A 17,410-nucleotide genomic window follows, 5' to 3' on the forward strand; every position below is an offset into this window, starting at 1 on the left:
CTCAGGCCGGGATCGGTTCGGAAACGTTGGCGGGCACCGGTTCCCGCGTGCGCATGGCCGCCCACAGCGCGGCGGTGGCGGCGGTGCAGGCGGCCGCGCCACCCACGTGCACGGCCACCAATGCGGCCGGGACATGGGTGAAGTACTGCACGATGCCCACGAGACCCTGCGCCAGAACCAGTGCGATGACGATGATCAGCCGCTTGCGAATGGTGCCGCTCATACCCACGGCGGCCAGCCCGCAGGCCAGGCCGACCAGCAACGCGACATAGGCGACGACCATTTCGGCGTGCGCGTGCACCAGCGTGGTGATCGCGACCTGCAGACGCTCGACCGGCTTCTCGGCGCTCTTGTCCCCGGCGTGCGGGCCCGCGCCGGTGACCATGGTGCCCGCGACGAGGGTCGCGGTGAGCGCCACCCCGCTCAGCCCGGTGAGCAACCGCAGCGGCGCGGGCGCGCGCACGGTGTCGATGCCCTCGTCCGGTTCGCCGATCTCGGCCCACAACAGCACGGCCAGCCACACCATGAGCATGGACACCAGTAGGTGCACCGACACCGTCCACCACAGCAGTCCGGTGCGCACGGTGATGCCGCCGATCACGGCCTGCAGCACGGTGCCGCCCGGCATGAGCCACGCGTAGACGAGCACCTCGCGCCGCCGCCGGGTCCGGGTGACCGCCAGCACGACCGCGGCCGCGGCCGCGACGACCACGAAAGTCAGCATGCGATTGCTGAATTCGACGGCCTGATGGATGACGGGCACCTCGGCCACGGTGGTCGGCGTGAAGCTGCCGGGGAAGCACTGCGGCCAGGTGGGGCAACCCAGTCCCGAGGAGGTGACGCGCACGATGGCGCCGGTCACCGAAATACCCGCCTGGGAGAGGACCACCAGGAAGGCGATGATGCGCTGCACCCGCAGGGAGGGCATCGGGAACAGGTCGGCAAGTCGCTGGAAGGCGCGATTCAGCACCCGTAGATGGTAACGGGAGCGTGAATCGCGCTGTCACCCGGCCTACTACGTCGTGTCGTTATTCATTCTCCCGCCGTCGTGATGCGCGGCACGAGCCATGGTGTTCCAAGAACTAGTTGCCAAGAAACTAGTTTCATGAATACTATGAGTGCGCGGTCGAGAACTCGATCGAACCTCCTCGAAAGGCGAAGACCATGAACGGCATTCGGACGGCACTCGTGATCGGCGGCGGCATCGCCGGACCCGTCACCGCACTGGCCCTGCAGAAGGCGGGCATCCAGGCGACGGTGTACGAGGCTTACGACAGCAGCGCGACCCAGGCGGGCGCCATGCTCACGGTCGCCCCCAACGGCCTTGCGGCACTGGAGATCATCGGCGCGGACAAGCTCGTACAGGCCGTCGGGCATCCGCTGCACAGCATGGTCATGGAGGCCGGGAGCGGGAAGCAGCTCATGCGGGTCGACACCCTGCCCGGCCTGCCCCCGAGCTGCACCCTGCTGCGCGCGGACCTGTTCCGGGTGCTGCACGATCACGCCGTGGCCGGCGGCATCACCATCGAGCACGGCAAGCGCCTGGTCGATCTCGAACAGTCCGCGACCGGCGTCCGCGCCCGCTTCGCCGACGGCACCACCGCCACCGCCGACATCCTCATCGGCGCCGACGGCATCCACTCCACCGTGCGCGGGCTCATCGACCCGCAGGCTCCCGAGCCCGAATACACCGGCCTGATGAGCTTCGGCTTCGGCGAATTCGACAGCGAGGGAAACCTTTCCGACGGCGGCCAGGGCGATATCGACGCCATGCACTTCGCCTTCGGCAAGCGCGCCTTCTACGGCTACTGGCGTCAGCCCGACGGCAGCAAGGTCTTCTTCAGCAACTTCCCGCAGGCCGAGCCCATGACCCTCGCCGAGGCCAAGGCCGTGCCGCCGCAGGAATGGCTGAACAAGCTGCGCGCCGCCCACATCGGCGACCGGCCGGGCGAATCGCTGTTTGCGCAGACCAGCGTGAACAAGATGATCGTCACCGGCCCGATGGAGCGCATGCCGCACGTGCGCACCTGGCACCGCGGCCGGGTGGTACTGGTCGGCGACGCCGTGCACGCCCCCTCGTCCAGCTCCGGGCAGGGCGCCTCACTGGCCATCGAATCGGCCATAGAACTGGCCCGCTGCCTGCGCGATATCGCCGATCCCACCGCAGCTTTCGCCACCTACGAGGGACTGCGCCGCCCACGCGTGGAGGACATTTCCGACAATGCCGCGAAGACCAACAACGGCAAGACCTCCGGCCCGGTGGCCAAGGCCATGATGGGCCTGGTCATGCCGATCGCCACGCGCACCTTCCTGCAGGCCGAGAAGATGTTCGGCCCGGTGCACCGCTTCGTCATCGACTGGGACGAAACCGTGCGCGCACAGCAGGGTTAATCGAATCGGAAGAACCGGGTGGCGAGCCAGCCGCCGAGCCCGCCCCAGCCCGCGAGCACCGCGAGCCCGTACCAATCGATGCTGTTGTGCATGGCCCGATCCAGGCATTCCGACAGCGCACCCGAGGGGATGATCCGGGCAATGAGGCTCACCGCATGCGGCACATCATTGGACATGAAGACGAGGCTGGCGGTGCCGAGCATGATGAACCACAGAATGTTCGCCAGCGCCAGCACGACTTCGGCTTTCAAGGTCCCGCCCAGCAGCAGTCCCAGCGCCGCGAAAGTGGCGGTGCCCAGCGCGATCACGACCGCGCCCAGCAGCAGCCCGGTCAGCGAGGGCCGCCAGCCCAGCGCGACGCCGATGGCGCCCAGCAGCACCGACTGCAACACCACCACGATGAGTACGGCGGCGCACTTGCCCGCCACGATGCCCCAGCGCGGAAGCGGTGTCGCGCCAAGGCGTTTCAACGCCCCGTACCGCCGGTCGAAGCCCACCGCGATGGCCTGCCCGGTGAACGCGGTGGACATGATGGCCACCATCATGACCGCCGGCACCACCCGGTTCACCCGATGCTCGCCCAGCCCGCTGACGGGCAGCAGGGTCAGCCCGATCAGCAGTGTGATCGGAATGAACATGGTGAGCAGCAGCTGTTCGCCGTTGCGCAGCAACAGGATCAGTTCCATGCGGGTCTGCGCGGCCAGCATCCTGGCCCGGGTGGTGGGCCGTGGCGCGGGCGCGAAGGTGCCGGTGGCGAATCGGTTGAGCGTCTCGGTCACCCGCGTAGCTCCCGTCCGGTGAGTTCGAGGAACACGTCTTCCAGTCTGCGCTGGTCGATGCGGATATCGCTGGGCAGCACGTCGATTCGCACGCACCAGGAGGTCACGGTGGAGAGCACCTGCGGGGTGATGTCGCCCTGCAGCAGGTACTGGCCGGGCGTGTTCTCCCTGGGCGCGAAGCCTTCGGGCAGCGCGGCTTCCAGCAGTGTCAGGTCGAGATTGGGTGGCGCGGTGAAGGCCAGCCGGCCCTCGGCGCCCTGCGAGGTGACCTCGCTCGGGGTGCCCTGGGCCACCACCCGGCCGTGGTCGATGATGACCAGCTGGTCGGCGAGCTGTTCGGCCTCGTCCATCATGTGCGTGGTGAGCAGCACGCTGACCCCGTCGCGGCGCAGCGCGTCGATGAGCTCCCACACCAGATGCCGGGCCTGTGCGTCCAATCCGGCGGTCGGCTCGTCGAGGAACACGATCTCGGGCCGTCCGACCAGCGCGCACGCCAGCGCGAGCCGCTGCTGCTGCCCGCCGGAGAGCCGCCGGTACGGGGTCTTGCGCGCGTCCTTCAGACCGAGAGTGTCGAGCAGCCAGGCCGGATCGAGCGGATCGGCGGAGTAGGAGGCGACGAGATCCAGCATCTCCCCGGCCTTCGACCCCGGGTAGGCGCCGCCGCCCTGCAGCATGACGCCGATGCGCGGGCGGAGAGCGTCGGAATCGGCGACCGGGTCCAGGCCCAGCACCCGCACGCGACCGGTGTCGGGGGCGACGAAGCCCTCGCACATCTCGGTGGTGGTGGTCTTGCCGGCGCCATTGGGGCCGAGCAGTGCGAGCACCTGCGCGCGTTCGATCTCGAAGCTGATGCCGTCGACCGCGGTGATCTCGCCGTAGCGTTTCACGACGCCGTCGACGCGTACGGCGGGTGCGGATGCTGCGGTCACGAAGACACACCGTAAGGCGTGGCCCGTTGTGACCGAGCCGACACCCCCGGCTGTTTGCGCCACGGGAGCACATTTCGGGTGAGGAACATGAACAGCAGCCCGACGATCACGGTGGCGATGGCGGATTCGACGATCTGGAAGACATAGAAATCCGCGCCGCGCGGCATCACCAGCACGCTCACGACCACCGAGATGACCACGGCCGGCACCCGGAACGCGGGCCGGTTGGCCCAGGCCGCCAGCGGCACGATCGCCCACAGCAGATACCAGGGCTGCACGACCGGGAACAGCAGCACCAGTGCCCCGAGCCCGACGCCCATCGCGCCGACCGGATGCAGGCGCCCGGTCCAGGTGGCGATGAGCATGCGCAGAATGATCAGCGCCGCCACCACTTCGGCCAGCGGCCGGGTGATGTCGAGCAGGGCGGTGGTGTGATCGCCGAGCCCGAGCAGGACGCCGCCGAATCCGGTGATGATCCCGATCGCCGTGGGCAGCGACAGATAGCTGCGCACCGCACTGGCGGTATTGAGGGTGTTCACCCACCCGAATCCGAGTCCGCTCGCGGTACTGACGAACAAGGTGGTGGCCATCGCTATCGCCCCGAGTATGCCCGCGGCGCAGAGTATTCCGCGTAAACCGTTGCCCCAGCGCCGCGCCAGCGCCATGCCGATGAAGCCGAGCGCGATGATCGAGGTGATCTTGATGGAGGAGGACAGCGTGATGACCACCGCGCCGAATACGAGCAGCGCCCAGGCTTTCCGATCGAAGCTCGGGAAATCCTCCAGCGCGCGCAGGCACAGCTCCACGCCCGCGAGCATGAGTCCCAGCATGAGCGCGTCATTGTGGACGCCGCCGATCAGGTGGAACAGCACCAGCGGATTGGCCGCGCCCAGCCACAAGGCGCTCACCGGCGCGACCCCGCAGCGGCGCGAGAGCCGCGGCAGCGCCCATACGATCAGCGCCACGCCGGCCAGCGCGAGCAGCCGGTGCAGCCACACGCCGACAATGATGTTGTCCCCGGTCAGTTCCGCGATGCCGCGGCCCATCCACAGGAACAGCGGCCCGTAGGGCGCGGGCGTGTCCCGCCAGATATTGGGCACATTGTTGGTCAGCACATTGCTGAGCCCGAGGCCCTCGACCGGTCCGACCTGGTACGGGTCGAGCCCGCGGGCCGCGATCTCGCTCTGCGCGAGATAGGAGTACACGTCGTTGCTGAACATGGGCGGTGCGACGCTGAGCGGGATGATCCAGAGCAGCAGCGTGCGGTCCATCTGCGAGCGGCTGAGCCGGTGCTGCGGATTCCCGCCCAGGCCGCCGACGGCGAAGCGGCCCAGCAGCAGCCAGGCCATGATCACCAGCACGGTGCCGATCAGGCACATGGCAAGCGTGGAAGTGTGCGCGCGGGCGAAGAATCCGAGGACCCGCAGTCCGGAGGTGGGGTTCTGGTGCACGGGCTGCGCGCCCACGCCGAGCGCGGAAATGGCCATGATGACCACGCCGGTCGCGCCGAGCAGGCGGATCCGCATCAGCTGCAGGGTTTCTCGCCGGTCGAGTCCAGGCCGGTCGGTATCTACACTGTGCAGGACGGCGACGGTGTGGTCGGCGGCCGGGACGTCCAGGCCCAGGGCCCGGCGTCCTATCTCCATTACTCCGCGCCGCGCGCCTTCCATTACCGCCACATTGCCGAAGCGTAGTCGGGCCCGGTGCCGATGACCCTCATCGCGGTGGCCATAACCGCGCGTACCCCGCCGGGCGGGTGAAAATCGCTGGGCCCGGCGGCCCCCGATGCGGCACTGTGGACCGATGTCCGACTCGTCCATGACCGATCTGCTCCTCGAAGGCGTCGTGGGTTCGACCGCCTACGGTCTGAACACCCCCGTCAGCGACCTCGACTACGCCGGTATCTACGTGCAGCCGACCAGCGCTCTGCTCGGCCTGCATCCGCCCGCGCGCGAGCATGCGACCCGGCAGGGCCGCGGGGGAGCGGACGCCACGTATCACGAGCTCGGCAAGGCCATGGGGCTCATGCTGAAGTGTAATCCGACCGCCTCGGAGATCCTGTGGCTCGATACCTATACGGCCGCCACGGATTTCGGCCACGAGCTGATCGGTCTGCGCGGCTGCTTCCTGTCGGCGCGGCTGGTGCGGGACTCGTTCTTCGGTTATGCCACTTCGCAGTTCCACCGGCTGGTGGATCGCGGCCGCTTCCAGGGTTCGCTGGAGACGCGGCGCGAGAAGCACGCCCGGCACACCATGCGGCTGCTGTGGCAGGGCTATGAGCTCTACACCACCGGCGTGCTGCCGATCCGCGTCCCGGATCCGGACCGGTACTTCGAGTTCGGGCGGCGCATCAAGGAGGATCCGGAGGCGCGGACGGCACGGGCGCTGATCGCCGAGTACGAAACGAAATTCGACACCGCGCGCACCGTGCTGCCGGAGCAGGCCGACGAGGCGCCGCTGGAGGATTTCCTGCAGCGGGTCCGCCGCGCGCACCTGGAGCCGCTGCCCACGCCGGTTCGCTGAGCGTGAAACGGCGTACGGGGCAATCGTATTGAGCCTCTCATCTGCCGGGCATGGCCGATTCGCGCTGCCGCTGTCGTACCCCGCTCATACTCTGGATGAATGGTGTCCGATTCGAAACGGCGAATCGAGGTGGCCGCGGCCGGGTTGCTCGCCCGTCACGGCTATCACGGTTTCGGCCTGAAGAAGCTGAGCGAGGCGGCGGGTCTCCCGTACGGCTCGATCTATCACCACTTTCCGGGTGGGAAGGAGGAGATCGCGGTTTCCGCGATCGCGGGCACGGGGGTGCTGGTGGGGCGCATGATCCGGCAGGCTCCCGCGGACGTGTTCGGCACGGCGGCAAGTCTGTTCGATTTCATGGCGGCGAAACTCACTGCCTCCGAATGGACCGAGGGCTGTCCGGTGGGCACGCCCGCGCTCGACGGCGGCAGCGATGTCGAATCGGTCCGTACCGCCTGTGTTTCGGCGTTCGACGCCATGGGGCAGGGCTTCGCCGAACTCTTGGCGGATATGGGCCTGCCGGAGGGGGAGGCGTACGAGCTGGCCACCACCGTGGTGGCGGCCTACGAGGGCGCGACCCTGCTCGCGCGGGTGCGCCGCACGGACGAGCCGCTGTACACCGTCGCCGCCGCGATGGCCCGGCTGATCCGGCTCAGCCTCGCCGAAGCCGCCGCGGGCCAGGTGGAACCCGCTGCCGCCGAGCAGAATTCATCGTAGAAGGGCTTGTCTAGAAAGAACGTTCTAGCGACTATGGAGTAATGAAGCGACTCATGCTGGACGGTCCCGGCGCGCTGCGCTGGGAAGACACCCCCGAACCCACCCTCGATACGCCCGCCCAGGCCCTGGTCCGCCCGGTGGCCCTGGCCACCTGTGACCTCGACCCCGCAGTGCTGCAGGGCCGGTTCCCGCTGGCGGGCCCCTATCCCTTCGGCCACGAGGGCGTAGCCGAGGTGGTCGCCGTGGGAGAGGAGGTCCGCACCGTGCGGCCGGGCGACAAGGTCGTCGTCCCCTTCCAGATCTCCTGCGGCGCATGCGGACCCTGCCTGCGCGGCAATACCGGCAACTGCGCCGCCCACCCCCTGATGTCCAGTTTCGGCCTCGGCCCGCTCGGCGGCCTGGACTGGGGTGGCCTGTGGGCCGACCTGGCCCGCATCCCGCACGCCGACGCCATGCTGGTCAAACTCCCGGACGGCGTCGACCCCGTCGCCGTGGCCAGCGCCAGTGACAATATCCCCGACGCCTACCGCGCGGTCGCCCCGCAACTGCAGGCCTACCCCGCCGCCGAAGTCCTGATCCTGGGCGGCCCGGCCGCCCCTTCCATCAGCCTCTACGCGGCCGGCTTGGCCGTCGCCCTGGGCGCCTCCCGCACCGTCTACCTCGACACCGACCCCGAAAGGCTGAGCATCGCAGCCAAATTGGGCGCCGAACCTCGAGAAGGCGCCCCTGTCGAACGTGTGGGCCGCTTCCCGATCGTCGTCGAAGCCGCGGGCGGTCCCGAGGCCCTGATCGCCGCCATCCGCGCCACCGCCAATGACGGCTGGTGCACCAGCGTCAGCGTCCAGATGCAGGACACCGCCCTCCCCATGCTCGAAATGTATTCCCGCTGCTGTACTTTCCACACCGGCCGTGCCCACGCCCGCCCTGCCATTCCGCACGTCCTCGACCTGGTGGCCGGCGGCCGTTTCGACCCGTCGCCGGTCACCACCCGCACGGTCCCGCTGGCGGATTCGATCGACGCGCTCCTGGAAGGTCCGGTCAAACTCGTCGCGACAAACTGATCGGAATTTAATAGCGGGCGGCCGGCGGATTCGTATCGTAAGCTCCGAGCCGAATTGAATCTTCGGACTATCGGGGGGTAGTCGATGTGCAGTGACATTCCGGCCGTCGGTGCGGGCGGCGGTGCCCGGCAAACGAACTCGGTGCGAATGATCGTCCGGGAGACGATCGCGGCCGCCGCACCGTCGGAACTGGTACTCGTGGACAGCCTGGCCGGGCTCGGCGACGCCGCGGTGTCGCGCCGCTTCCGCCGGCGCCGGCAAGGTCACGATCCGCTCGGATTCGGCGTCGAGGAGGCCGCGGCGCTGGCGACGCCGGTGGTGTGGCTGGCGGTCGAAGAGGCCGCCAAACGCCTCGGCGCCGCCGCCGGAGACGGCGTGACCAAGGAGTCGAAGATACTGCTGCGCAAGATATTTCACCGCGGCGCCCGGGCATCGGAGCTGCCCGCCATGAGCACCGAGGAGATCGCGCTGACGCGCCCGACCGTGCTGGCGCTGGCCGGTGAACGCGGATTGGCGCCGGAGCAAGCCACCGCCCTGGCCGACGCGCTCGCCGTTCGTCTGGCACGAATCGACGCGCCGCCGGAGGAGTCGGACAGCCGGGGAACGGCCGCGGTCCGGGGCTGACCCGCAATGCTCAGAGCTCGGGGCGTGCCGCGCCTGCGAGAGTTACCGCAGGGCACGACGATCCGTTTCGTGCTCCTGATCGTCCTTCTCCTGGTCACCAGCGGCAGTATGGCGCGGCAATGTCACCATCACCTATCTGACCGTCGCGCTGTGGCGGTGCTTCGTGGTGGCGGCTCTGCTGCCCTACGACCGGGCCGCACTGACCATCAGCGCGGCGGTGGTGGCCCTGGCGGCGGTCGGTCAGACATTCCGGATCGAACTTGTTGCGCGGCAGTCCGATACGAATACGGTGGTGACCGCCGCCGCGCCGATCACGGCCGACGCACCGGCACCGATTTCGCCGCGCACCCGTACGGCGCAAGTCCTGGCGTGGCTGCTGGTCGGCGGTGACGACCTGTTGAGTCGATCGGATGCGTACTTGTCGGACCGATCGGCACCCGATGCCGACATCCACGCGTTGTGCACGGAACTGGTTGGCATTGCCCAGGATTCCGCCGCCTTCTTCCGAATTCCCGACCCGCGGATCCAGCCGTCCTGGCAGCAGTTCATCACCCAGGCGCTCGCCGCCGGCGACGAATGCTCGGACGAATCCGAGGCCGGCCGGACATCGGACGCGGTATCGGCGGCCGATCAGTCGTTGCGAGAGACCCTCACCCGTATCGACGCCGAGTCGCCCGCTCTCACCTACTAGCTCCATCCCGCGCCGCGGCCGGGAGTGTGACATGCAGGCGGGCAAGGGAATCCGGGTCGGCGATCACGTCGATGCGGGTGATCAGATCGCCGTGCACCACGAAACCCATGATCGAGGGCGGATGCGGTCCGGCCGCGACGAGTGCCCCGGGCAGGCCGTCCACCACGACGAGTTCGCCGAAGTCGGAGAGGGCGGCGAACACCACGGCCTGCTGCCCGACGGTGCGGGCGCCGCTGATCGTGATGGCCGTGCCCGCCGGGGTGGCGAAGCGGTCGGCGGCAATGGTGATCTCGGGATCGAGGAGGGTGAGCAGGGTTTCCAGGTCGCCGGCGCGGGCAGCGGCGAGAAAGGCCCGGACTATTCGTCTTTCGCGCAGGGCCTGCGGGGTGGTGGTGGCCGGATCCTCCAGCACCCGGTGGCGGGCGCGGCTGGCGAGCAGGCGCACCGCATTGGGGGAGCGTTCGAGGACGGCCGCGATGTCGTCGAAGGGCAGCTGGAACATGTCGTGCAGGACGAAGGCGATGCGTTCGGCGGCTGAAAGACGATGCAGGAGGACCAGTACGGCGCGTTCCAAGGATTCGTTGCGGACGGCCAGCTCCTCGGGGCCGGCGTCGGCGGGGTCCGGAAAGACGTCCGGTACCTGCTCGCCGAGCGGGTATTCGCGGCGGACCTGGCGTTTGCGGAGCATATCGAGGCAGATGCGGGAGAGGACCGTGGTCAGCCAGGCGTCGGGGCGTTCGATCTCGGTGGGGTCGGCGCGATGCAATCGCAGCCAGGTTTCCTGGACGGCGTCCTCGGCCTCGCCGGAGGCGCCGAGCATGCGGAAGGCTATCGCGCGCAGCCGCGGGCGATGCTCTTCGAACCGGGCCGCCGGGAACGTCCGATTGCTCACAGACATATCTTGCGCCCGCCGGACGTCTCCCGGGCATGACTACACAGATCATGGAGCCTGCCCGCGCTCTTCGGGTCCGCCGGATCCTCTACCGGACGGCCACCGCCGCCGTGGTGGCCGAGGCCGCGGTGGGCGGCTGGTGGGATATCGCGCGGGTCTCCTATGTCCGCGACATCGTCGTGCACCTGGGGTATCCGACGTATCTGCTGGTGATCCTCGGCGTGTGGAAGATGCTGGCGGCGATCGTGCTGGTCCTGCCCGGCTGGCCGCTGGTGAAGGAATGGGCCTATGCGGGAACCGTTTTCGTCTACACCGGCGCCATCGCCTCGCATCTGACCGTGCGCTACGACCGCTGGGAGGTGGCGCTGCTGTCGGCGCTGGTGCTGCTGACCGTGGTGTCCTGGGCGCTGCGCCCGCCGGACCGTCGTCCCGCCGGGTCCGGGTGCCGCATTACCGCACGCCCCTGAGTCATATCCGCAGGCCCTGGCTTCGCCGGTCCGCGCGGGCCTCCTTATTCTGTGTGGAATGGCAGTACGACCCATTCTCATCTGCGGTGACCCGCGCCTGACCGCGCCTGCGGTCCCCGTCACCGAATTCGACGACGAGCTGGCCGCTTTCGTCGAGGATCTCTTCGAGACCAATACCGCCGCGCGCGGCGCGGGCCTGGCCGCGAACCAGATCGGTGATCCCCGAGCGGTTTTCGTCTACGACCTGCAGCAGCAGTCGGTGCGGCACCGCGGCTACGTCGTCAACCCGGTGCTCGAGACCTCCGAGATCCCGGAGACCATGCCCGATCCGGACGACGATGTCGAAGGCTGCCTCTCGGTGCCGGGCGAATGGTTCCCGACGGGTCGCGCCGACTGGGCGAAGGTGACCGGCGTGGATGTCCACGGCGAGCCCGTCTCGGTCGAGGGCACCGGCTACCTGTCCCGCTGCCTGCAGCACGAGACCGATCACCTGCTCGGCCACCTCTATCTGGATCGCCTGATCGGCCGCAATCAGCGGGCCGCCCGCAAGATGGTCAAGGCGAACGGCTGGACCGAGGCGGGCCGATCCTGGCTGCCGGGCGCCGACGCCGACCCTTTCCACGACTGATTCCAGCGATATATTCTCGCCGATTCTGTGTGACAGGTCACAGTCCGCGGCGTCGTCGCTGGTCGCGGCGCAGTCGGTCAGGGGACCCTTACTGGAACGCGGAATGGAATTCCGTCACACTGATGTTGTGAAAACCGTGGGTTTGCGGAACGCGAAGGCGGAGTCCGGGCGCCGGCAAGGCGCCCGGGCTGTTGTCGTGTCTGCACCCGCCGGCGAAGGTCACACCCGCGAAGCCGTGGTCAAGCTGCTGCTGGAGGAGGGCCCGATCACCGCGACCGCCATCGGCGAGCGGCTCGGCCTGAGCCCGGCGGGAGTGCGCAGGCATCTCGAGGCGCTCATCGAATCCGGCGAGGCGTGGGCCACCCGGTCCGCGAAATGGCAGCAGCAGGGCCGTGGGCGTCCCGCCAAGCAGTACCAGCTGACCTCCACCGGTCGCGGGCGCCTGGGCCACGCCTACGATGACCTCGCCGGTGCCGCCATGCGACAGCTACGCGAGATCGGCGGCGACCAGGCCATCACCGATTTCGCCCGGAAACGGGTCGGGGCCATCGTCGCCGGGGTCGACCGCCTGGACCGGCACACGCCGGCCGAGACGGAAGCCAAGGCCGAGGAGCTCGCGGACGCGTTCAGCGAAGCCGGTTTCGCCGCCTCCACGCGGAAAGTCGGTGCGGGAGTACAGATCTGCCAGCACCACTGCCCGGTATCGCACGTGGCCGAGGAGTTCCCGGAGCTGTGTGCCGCCGAGCTGGAGGCCTTCCGGGAGATTCTCGGCACGCATGTGCAGCGGTTGGCGACCATCGCCAACGGCGATTGCGCATGCACCACGCATGTCCCGCTGATGCCGGTGCAGCCCACCCAATCGAATACCGCAGAAACCCCCGTTGCACAGCCCGCAACGACATCTACAGATGACTCCGGAAGGAGTGCCGAATGACGACGACCGCCGCGGCGAGCCGCGAAGATGGCGTAGCCCAGGTGCAGCCGCTGTCCCAGGAGGAGACGATTGCGTCCCTGGGTAACTACGGGTACGGCTGGGCCGACTCTGATGTCGCCGGTGCCAGTGCCAAACGCGGCCTGTCCGAGGAGGTCGTACGCGACATCTCGGCCAAGAAGAACGAGCCCGAATGGATGCTCGACTTCCGCCTGAAGGCGCTGCGCATCTTCGACAAGAAGCCCATGCCGAGCTGGGGTTCCAACCTCGACGGCATCGACTTCGACAACATCAAGTACTTCGTGCGGTCCAGCGAGAAGCAGGCCGCCACCTGGGACGACCTGCCCGAGGACATCAAGAACACCTACGACAAGCTGGGCATCCCCGAGGCGGAGAAGCAGCGCCTGGTGTCCGGTGTCGCGGCGCAGTACGAGTCCGAGGTCGTTTACCACTCGATCCGTGAGGATCTCGAGAAGCAGGGCGTCATCTTCCTGGACACCGATACCGCGCTCAAGGAGCACCCGGAGCTGTTCCAGCAGTACTTCGGCTCGGTCATCCCGTCGGGCGACAACAAGTTCTCCGCGCTGAACTCGGCCACCTGGTCGGGCGGTTCGTTCATCTACGTGCCGAAGGGCGTGCACGTGGACATCCCGCTGCAGGCCTACTTCCGGATCAACACCGAGAACATGGGCCAGTTCGAGCGCACGCTGATCATCGTCGACGAGGATGCCTACGTGCACTACGTCGAGGGTTGCACCGCGCCGATCTACAGCTCGGACTCGCTGCACTCCGCGGTCGTGGAGATCATCGTGAAGAAGGGCGGCCGCTGCCGCTACACCACCATCCAGAACTGGTCGAACAACGTCTACAACCTGGTCACCAAGCGGGCCAAGGCCGAGGCGGGCGCGACCATGGAATGGGTCGACGGCAATATCGGCTCCAAGGTCACCATGAAGTACCCGGCCGTGTGGATGACCGGTGAGTACGCCAAGGGTGAGGTGCTCTCCATCGCGTTCGCCGGTGCGGGTCAGCATCAGGACACCGGTGCGAAGATGCTGCACCTGGCGCCGCACACCTCTTCGACGATCATCTCGAAGTCGGTGGCGCGTGGTGGCGGCCGGGCCTCGTACCGCGGTCTGGTGCAGGTGAACAAGGGTGCGCACGGGTCGAAGTCGACCGTGAAGTGCGATGCCCTGCTGGTGGACAACATCTCTCGCTCCGACACCTACCCGTACGTCGACATCCGCGAGGACGACGTGACCATGGGCCACGAGGCCACGGTCTCCAAGGTGTCCGAGGACCAGTTGTTCTACCTGATGAGCCGCGGCCTCACCGAGGACGAGGCCATGGCCATGGTGGTGCGCGGCTTCGTGGAGCCGATCGCCAAGGAACTCCCCATGGAGTACGCCCTGGAACTGAACCGCCTGATCGAACTGCAGATGGAAGGAGCCGTCGGCTGATGACGGTCGAGAATGTAGCCGTTGCGGCCGAGGCACGCGTGAGCGGAGCGAACCAATCGCAGAGCCCGGCAGCCAACAAGGGTGAGGTCTTCGCCTCGTTCGACGTGAACGCCTTCGAGGTGCCCACGGCGCACGACGAGGCGTGGCGCTTCACCCCGCTGCGCCGGCTGCGCGGCCTGCACGACGGCACCGCGGTGCGCGACGGGCAGGCCGCGGTCGAGGTCAACGCGGTCGAGGGCGTCACCGTGGAAACGGTGGAGCGCACCGACTCTCGCCTCGGCGAGGCCGGTACCCCGACCGATCGCGTTGCCGCACAGGCCTACTCGGGTTTCGAGCAGGCCACCGTCGTGACGGTCGGCGCGGAAGTCGAAGCGGCCCAGCCGATCACCGTGACCATCACCGGTCCCGGCGAGGGTAAGACCGCCTACGGCCACACCCAGATCCGCCTGGGCAACTTCGCCGTCGCGACCGTGGTCATCGACCAGCGCGGCAGCGGAACCTACGCGGAGAACGTGGAATTCGTGCTCGGCGACAGCGCCAAGCTGACCGCGGTCGTGGTCCAGGACTGGGCCGACGACGCCGTGCACGCCACCGCGCACCACGCCCTGCTGGGCCGCGATGCCACGCTGCGGCACACCAATGTCACCCTCGGTGGCGACCTGGTGCGGCTGACCGGCACGGTCCGCTACGCCGGTCCCGGCGGTGACGCCGAACTGCTCGGCCTGTACTTCGCCGATGACGGCCAGCACTTCGAGCAGCGCCTGCTGGTCGATCACGCGGTGCCGAACTGCAAGTCGAACGTCATGTACAAGGGTGCGCTGCAGGGTGATCCGACCTCCAGCAAGCCGGACGCCCGCACCGTGTGGGTGGGTGACGTGCTCATCCGTGCGGCCGCGCAGGGCACCGACACCTTCGAGCTGAACCGCAACCTGGTGCTCACCGACGGCGCGCGCGCCGACTCGGTGCCGAACCTGGAGATCGAGACCGGCGAGATCGTGGGCGCCGGACATGCCTCGGCCACCGGTCGTTTCGACGATGAGCAGCTGTTCTACCTGCGCTCGCGCGGCATCCCCGAGGACGCCGCCCGTCGCCTGGTGGTGCGTGGCTTCTTCCACGAGATCATTCAGAAGATCGCCGTCCCCGAGGTCCGGGAGCGGCTCGAGGCGGCCGTCGAGGCCGAACTCGCCGCTGTCGGCGTCTGACAAATAGACACAGTCGGCGTCTAACCAAACTTCCCATCCCGCAAAGGAATCCGAATTCGATGACCACCCTGGAGATCAAGGACCTGCACGTCGAGGTCGCCAACCCGGACGAGACCGGTGAGCCCATCAAGATCCTGAAGGGCGTGAACCTGACCGTGAAGTCGGGTGAGACCCACGCGATCATGGGCCCCAACGGTTCCGGCAAGTCGACCCTGTCGTACGCCATCGCCGGCCACCCCAAGTACACGGTGACGCAGGGCACCATCACCCTCGACGGTGAGGACGTCCTGGAGATGTCCGTGGACGAGCGTGCGCGTGCGGGCCTGTTCCTGGCCATGCAGTACCCGGTCGAGGTCCCCGGCGTCTCGGTCTCGAACTTCCTGCGCACCGCCGCCACCGCCATCCGCGGTGAGGCGCCCAAGCTGCGCACCTGGGTGAAGGAAGTCAAGGAGAACATGGCGGAGCTGGAGATCGATCCGGCCTTCGTCGAGCGCTCGGTCAACGAGGGCTTCTCCGGCGGTGAGAAGAAGCGCCAGGAGATCCTGCAGCTGGGCCTGCTCAAGCCGAAGATCGCCATCCTCGACGAGACCGACTCGGGTCTGGACGTGGATGCGCTGCGCATCGTCTCCCAGGGCGTCAACAACTACCGGGAGCGGGAGAACGGCGGCGTGCTGCTGATCACCCACTACACCCGCATCCTGCGCTACATCCAGCCGGACTTCGTGCACGTCTTCGTGAACGGCCGGATCGTCGCCGAGGGCGGCCCCGAGCTGGCCGAGGAACTCGACGCGAACGGCTACGTGCGTTTCACTTCCGCTGCTGCTGTTTAGGAGCCCACGATGACCACCACGGTGCAGAATTCCCGGCTCGCCGGGGAGCCCGCCCTGGATGTCGCCCGGATCCGGGCCGACTTCCCGATCCTCAGTCGTACGGTGCGCGACGGCAAACCCCTGGTCTATCTGGACTCGGGTGCCACCGCACAGCGGCCGATGGAGGTTTTGGACGCGGAACGTAACTTCCTGATCCGGAACAATGCGGCGGTGCACCGCGGTGCGCATCAGCTGGCCGAAGAGGCGACCGACGCCTACGAGGGCGCGCGCGCCGATATCGCCCGCTTCGTGGGTGTTTCGGCCAATGAGATCGTGTTCACCAAGAACGCGACCGAGTCGCTGAACCTGGTGACCTACGCCTTCGCCGACGACCGGTTCCCGTTCCATGTCGGTCCCGGCGACGAGATCGTCATCACAGAGCTGGAGCATCACGCGAATCTCGTTCCGTGGCAGGAACTCGCGCGGCGCACCGGCGCCACCTTGAAGTGGTTCGGCATCACCGCCGACGGCCGCATCGACCTGGATTCGCTCGAGCTATCGGCCGCCACCAAGGTGGTCGCGTTCTCGCACCAGTCCAACGTGACCGGTGCGATCGGCCCCGTGGCCGAATTGGTGCGCCGGGCAAAGGAAGTCGGCGCGCTGGTCGTGCTGGACGCCTGCCAGTCGGTGCCGCACATGCCGGTGGACTTCCGTGAGCTGGGCGTGGACTTCGCCGCCTTCTCCGGGCACAAGATGCTCGGCCCCTCCGGCGTGGGCGTGCTGTACGGCCGCTACGCGCTGCTGGAGCAGACCCCGCCGTTCATCACCGGTGGCTCCATGATCGAGACCGTGTTCATGGACCACTCGACCTACGCCGCCCCGCCGCAGCGTTTCGAGGCCGGCGTGCCGATGACCTCGCAGGTGGTCGGATTGGGCGCGGCCGTGCGGTATCTGGAAGCGATCGGCATGGATGCCGTTGCGGCGCACGAGCACCGGCTCGTCGGCGCGGCCATCGAGGGCCTGAGCGCGCTGGACGGCGTGCGCATCATCGGCCCGGCGGAGAACGTGAACCGCGGTGGCGCGGTGAGTTTCGTCGTGGACGGGATTCACGCGCACGATGTGGGGCAGATCCTGGATGACGAGGGCGTCGCGATCCGGGTCGGCCACCACTGCGCCTGGCCGCTGCACCGGCACTTCGGTGTCGCCGCCACCGCTCGCGCCTCCTTCGCCGTGTACAACACCCTCGATGAGGTGGACGCACTGGTGGCCGCGGTGCGGAAGGCTCAGAGCTTCTTCGGAGTTGCATAGA

18 protein-coding genes are annotated in these 17,410 nt (G+C 68.1%); 13 read left to right on the top strand and 5 right to left on the bottom strand.

Annotated elements, in window-relative coordinates; translation table 11 throughout:
• Position 1: 1 nt before the first annotated feature.
• A complete protein-coding gene (locus ACH438_RS06270; protein ID WP_397001817.1) occupies positions 2-970 on the bottom strand; it encodes a heme A synthase in 969 nt (322 codons plus the stop codon).
• A gap of 194 nt (positions 971-1,164) precedes the next feature.
• Here ACH438_RS06270 and ACH438_RS06275 point away from each other — a divergent pair, with 194 nt between their 5' ends.
• Complete coding sequence (locus ACH438_RS06275; protein WP_397001819.1) at positions 1,165-2,391, top strand: FAD-dependent monooxygenase; 1,227 nt, start codon at positions 1,165-1,167, stop codon at positions 2,389-2,391.
• Here ACH438_RS06275 and ACH438_RS06280 read toward each other — a convergent pair.
• From ACH438_RS06280 to mptB, 3 genes are read right to left on the bottom strand one after another with little or no spacing between them, the layout of a single operon-like run.
• A complete protein-coding gene (locus ACH438_RS06280) occupies positions 2,388-3,170 on the bottom strand; it encodes an ABC transporter permease (protein ID WP_397001821.1) in 783 nt (260 codons plus the stop codon). The genes ACH438_RS06275 and ACH438_RS06280 overlap by 4 nt on opposite strands.
• Positions 3,167-4,099: an ABC transporter ATP-binding protein gene (locus tag ACH438_RS06285; RefSeq protein ID WP_397001823.1), complete on the bottom strand. Its 933-nt coding sequence runs from the start codon at positions 4,097-4,099 to the stop codon at positions 3,167-3,169. The genes ACH438_RS06280 and ACH438_RS06285 overlap by 4 nt, the downstream gene beginning before the upstream one ends.
• Positions 4,096-5,769: a polyprenol phosphomannose-dependent alpha 1,6 mannosyltransferase MptB gene (mptB, locus tag ACH438_RS06290; RefSeq protein ID WP_397002316.1), complete on the bottom strand. Its 1,674-nt coding sequence runs from the start codon at positions 5,767-5,769 to the stop codon at positions 4,096-4,098. Before mptB ends, ACH438_RS06285 begins: the two co-directional genes overlap by 4 nt.
• Positions 5,770-5,902: 133 nt before the next feature.
• Here mptB and ACH438_RS06295 point away from each other — a divergent pair, with 133 nt between their 5' ends.
• The 5 genes from ACH438_RS06295 (at position 5,903) to ACH438_RS06315 (ending at position 9,712) form a co-directional block, all read left to right on the top strand.
• On the top strand, positions 5,903-6,622 hold the full coding sequence (locus ACH438_RS06295; RefSeq protein ID WP_397001825.1) for a DNA polymerase beta superfamily protein: 720 nt from the start codon (positions 5,903-5,905) through the stop codon (positions 6,620-6,622).
• A gap of 99 nt (positions 6,623-6,721) precedes the next feature.
• Positions 6,722-7,336 carry a TetR/AcrR family transcriptional regulator gene (locus ACH438_RS06300; RefSeq protein WP_397001827.1) on the top strand — a complete coding sequence of 205 codons (615 nt, stop codon included), beginning with the start codon at positions 6,722-6,724 and terminating at the stop codon, positions 7,334-7,336.
• A gap of 41 nt (positions 7,337-7,377) precedes the next feature.
• Positions 7,378-8,397, top strand: a complete 1,020-nt coding sequence (locus ACH438_RS06305) for a zinc-binding dehydrogenase (protein WP_397001829.1) — start codon at positions 7,378-7,380, stop codon at positions 8,395-8,397.
• A 141-nt stretch (positions 8,398-8,538) separates the two neighbouring features.
• Complete coding sequence (locus tag ACH438_RS06310) at positions 8,539-9,021, top strand: hypothetical protein (RefSeq protein WP_397001831.1); 483 nt, start codon at positions 8,539-8,541, stop codon at positions 9,019-9,021.
• Positions 9,022-9,187: 166 nt separating this feature from the next.
• Positions 9,188-9,712, top strand: a complete 525-nt coding sequence (locus tag ACH438_RS06315) for a hypothetical protein (RefSeq protein WP_397001833.1) — start codon at positions 9,188-9,190, stop codon at positions 9,710-9,712.
• Here the strand turns inward: ACH438_RS06315 and ACH438_RS06320 are convergent.
• The gene (locus ACH438_RS06320; RefSeq protein ID WP_397001835.1) at positions 9,702-10,604 is read right to left on the bottom strand and encodes a sigma-70 family RNA polymerase sigma factor; all 903 of its coding nucleotides are present in this window, start codon (positions 10,602-10,604) and stop codon (positions 9,702-9,704) included. The genes ACH438_RS06315 and ACH438_RS06320 overlap by 11 nt on opposite strands.
• Before the next feature lie 35 nt (positions 10,605-10,639).
• Here ACH438_RS06320 and ACH438_RS06325 point away from each other — a divergent pair, with 35 nt between their 5' ends.
• From ACH438_RS06325 to ACH438_RS06355, 7 genes are all read left to right on the top strand, one after another.
• Positions 10,640-11,071, top strand: a complete 432-nt coding sequence (locus ACH438_RS06325; protein ID WP_397001837.1) for a DoxX family protein — start codon at positions 10,640-10,642, stop codon at positions 11,069-11,071.
• Between the two features lie 58 nt (positions 11,072-11,129).
• Complete coding sequence (locus ACH438_RS06330) at positions 11,130-11,699, top strand: peptide deformylase (RefSeq protein ID WP_397001839.1); 570 nt, start codon at positions 11,130-11,132, stop codon at positions 11,697-11,699.
• Positions 11,700-11,802: 103 nt separating this feature from the next.
• On the top strand, positions 11,803-12,633 hold the full coding sequence (locus ACH438_RS06335) for a helix-turn-helix transcriptional regulator (RefSeq protein WP_397001841.1): 831 nt from the start codon (positions 11,803-11,805) through the stop codon (positions 12,631-12,633).
• Positions 12,630-14,090: a Fe-S cluster assembly protein SufB gene (sufB, locus tag ACH438_RS06340; protein WP_397001843.1), complete on the top strand. Its 1,461-nt coding sequence runs from the start codon at positions 12,630-12,632 to the stop codon at positions 14,088-14,090. Before ACH438_RS06335 ends, sufB begins: the two co-directional genes overlap by 4 nt.
• Positions 14,090-15,292 (top strand): Fe-S cluster assembly protein SufD, encoded by a 1,203-nt coding sequence (gene sufD, locus ACH438_RS06345; protein ID WP_397001845.1) that lies wholly within the window; start codon positions 14,090-14,092, stop codon positions 15,290-15,292. The genes sufB and sufD overlap by 1 nt, the downstream gene beginning before the upstream one ends.
• A 59-nt stretch (positions 15,293-15,351) precedes the next feature.
• Positions 15,352-16,122, top strand: a complete 771-nt coding sequence (gene sufC, locus ACH438_RS06350; RefSeq protein ID WP_397001847.1) for a Fe-S cluster assembly ATPase SufC — start codon at positions 15,352-15,354, stop codon at positions 16,120-16,122.
• A gap of 9 nt (positions 16,123-16,131) precedes the next feature.
• Positions 16,132-17,409, top strand: a complete 1,278-nt coding sequence (locus ACH438_RS06355; RefSeq protein ID WP_397001849.1) for a cysteine desulfurase — start codon at positions 16,132-16,134, stop codon at positions 17,407-17,409.
• Position 17,410 lies beyond the last annotated feature (1 nt).

The sequence above is a fragment of the Nocardia sp. NPDC020380 genome, assembly GCF_044386975.1.
GTDB lineage: Bacteria > Actinomycetota > Actinomycetes > Mycobacteriales > Mycobacteriaceae > Nocardia.

Excerpts from the sequence above, each read along its gene's own strand:
- ACH438_RS06325 (WP_397001837.1), top strand. The coding sequence starts at position 10,640 with ATGACTACACAGATCATGGAGCCTGCCCGCGCTCTTCGGGTCCGCCGG.
- ACH438_RS06330 (WP_397001839.1), top strand. The coding sequence starts at position 11,130 with ATGGCAGTACGACCCATTCTCATCTGCGGTGACCCGCGCCTGACCGCG.
- ACH438_RS06305 (WP_397001829.1), top strand. The coding sequence starts at position 7,378 with ATGAAGCGACTCATGCTGGACGGTCCCGGCGCGCTGCGCTGGGAAGAC.
- ACH438_RS06300 (WP_397001827.1), top strand. The coding sequence starts at position 6,722 with ATGGTGTCCGATTCGAAACGGCGAATCGAGGTGGCCGCGGCCGGGTTG.
- sufD (WP_397001845.1), top strand. The coding sequence starts at position 14,090 with ATGACGGTCGAGAATGTAGCCGTTGCGGCCGAGGCACGCGTGAGCGGA.
- mptB (WP_397002316.1), bottom strand. The coding sequence starts at position 5,769 with ATGGAAGGCGCGCGGCGCGGAGTAATGGAGATAGGACGCCGGGCCCTG.
- ACH438_RS06295 (WP_397001825.1), top strand. The coding sequence starts at position 5,903 with ATGTCCGACTCGTCCATGACCGATCTGCTCCTCGAAGGCGTCGTGGGT.
- ACH438_RS06275 (WP_397001819.1), top strand. The coding sequence starts at position 1,165 with ATGAACGGCATTCGGACGGCACTCGTGATCGGCGGCGGCATCGCCGGA.
- ACH438_RS06335 (WP_397001841.1), top strand. The coding sequence starts at position 11,803 with ATGGAATTCCGTCACACTGATGTTGTGAAAACCGTGGGTTTGCGGAAC.
- sufB (WP_397001843.1), top strand. The coding sequence starts at position 12,630 with ATGACGACGACCGCCGCGGCGAGCCGCGAAGATGGCGTAGCCCAGGTG.
- ACH438_RS06355 (WP_397001849.1), top strand. The coding sequence starts at position 16,132 with ATGACCACCACGGTGCAGAATTCCCGGCTCGCCGGGGAGCCCGCCCTG.
- sufC (WP_397001847.1), top strand. The coding sequence starts at position 15,352 with ATGACCACCCTGGAGATCAAGGACCTGCACGTCGAGGTCGCCAACCCG.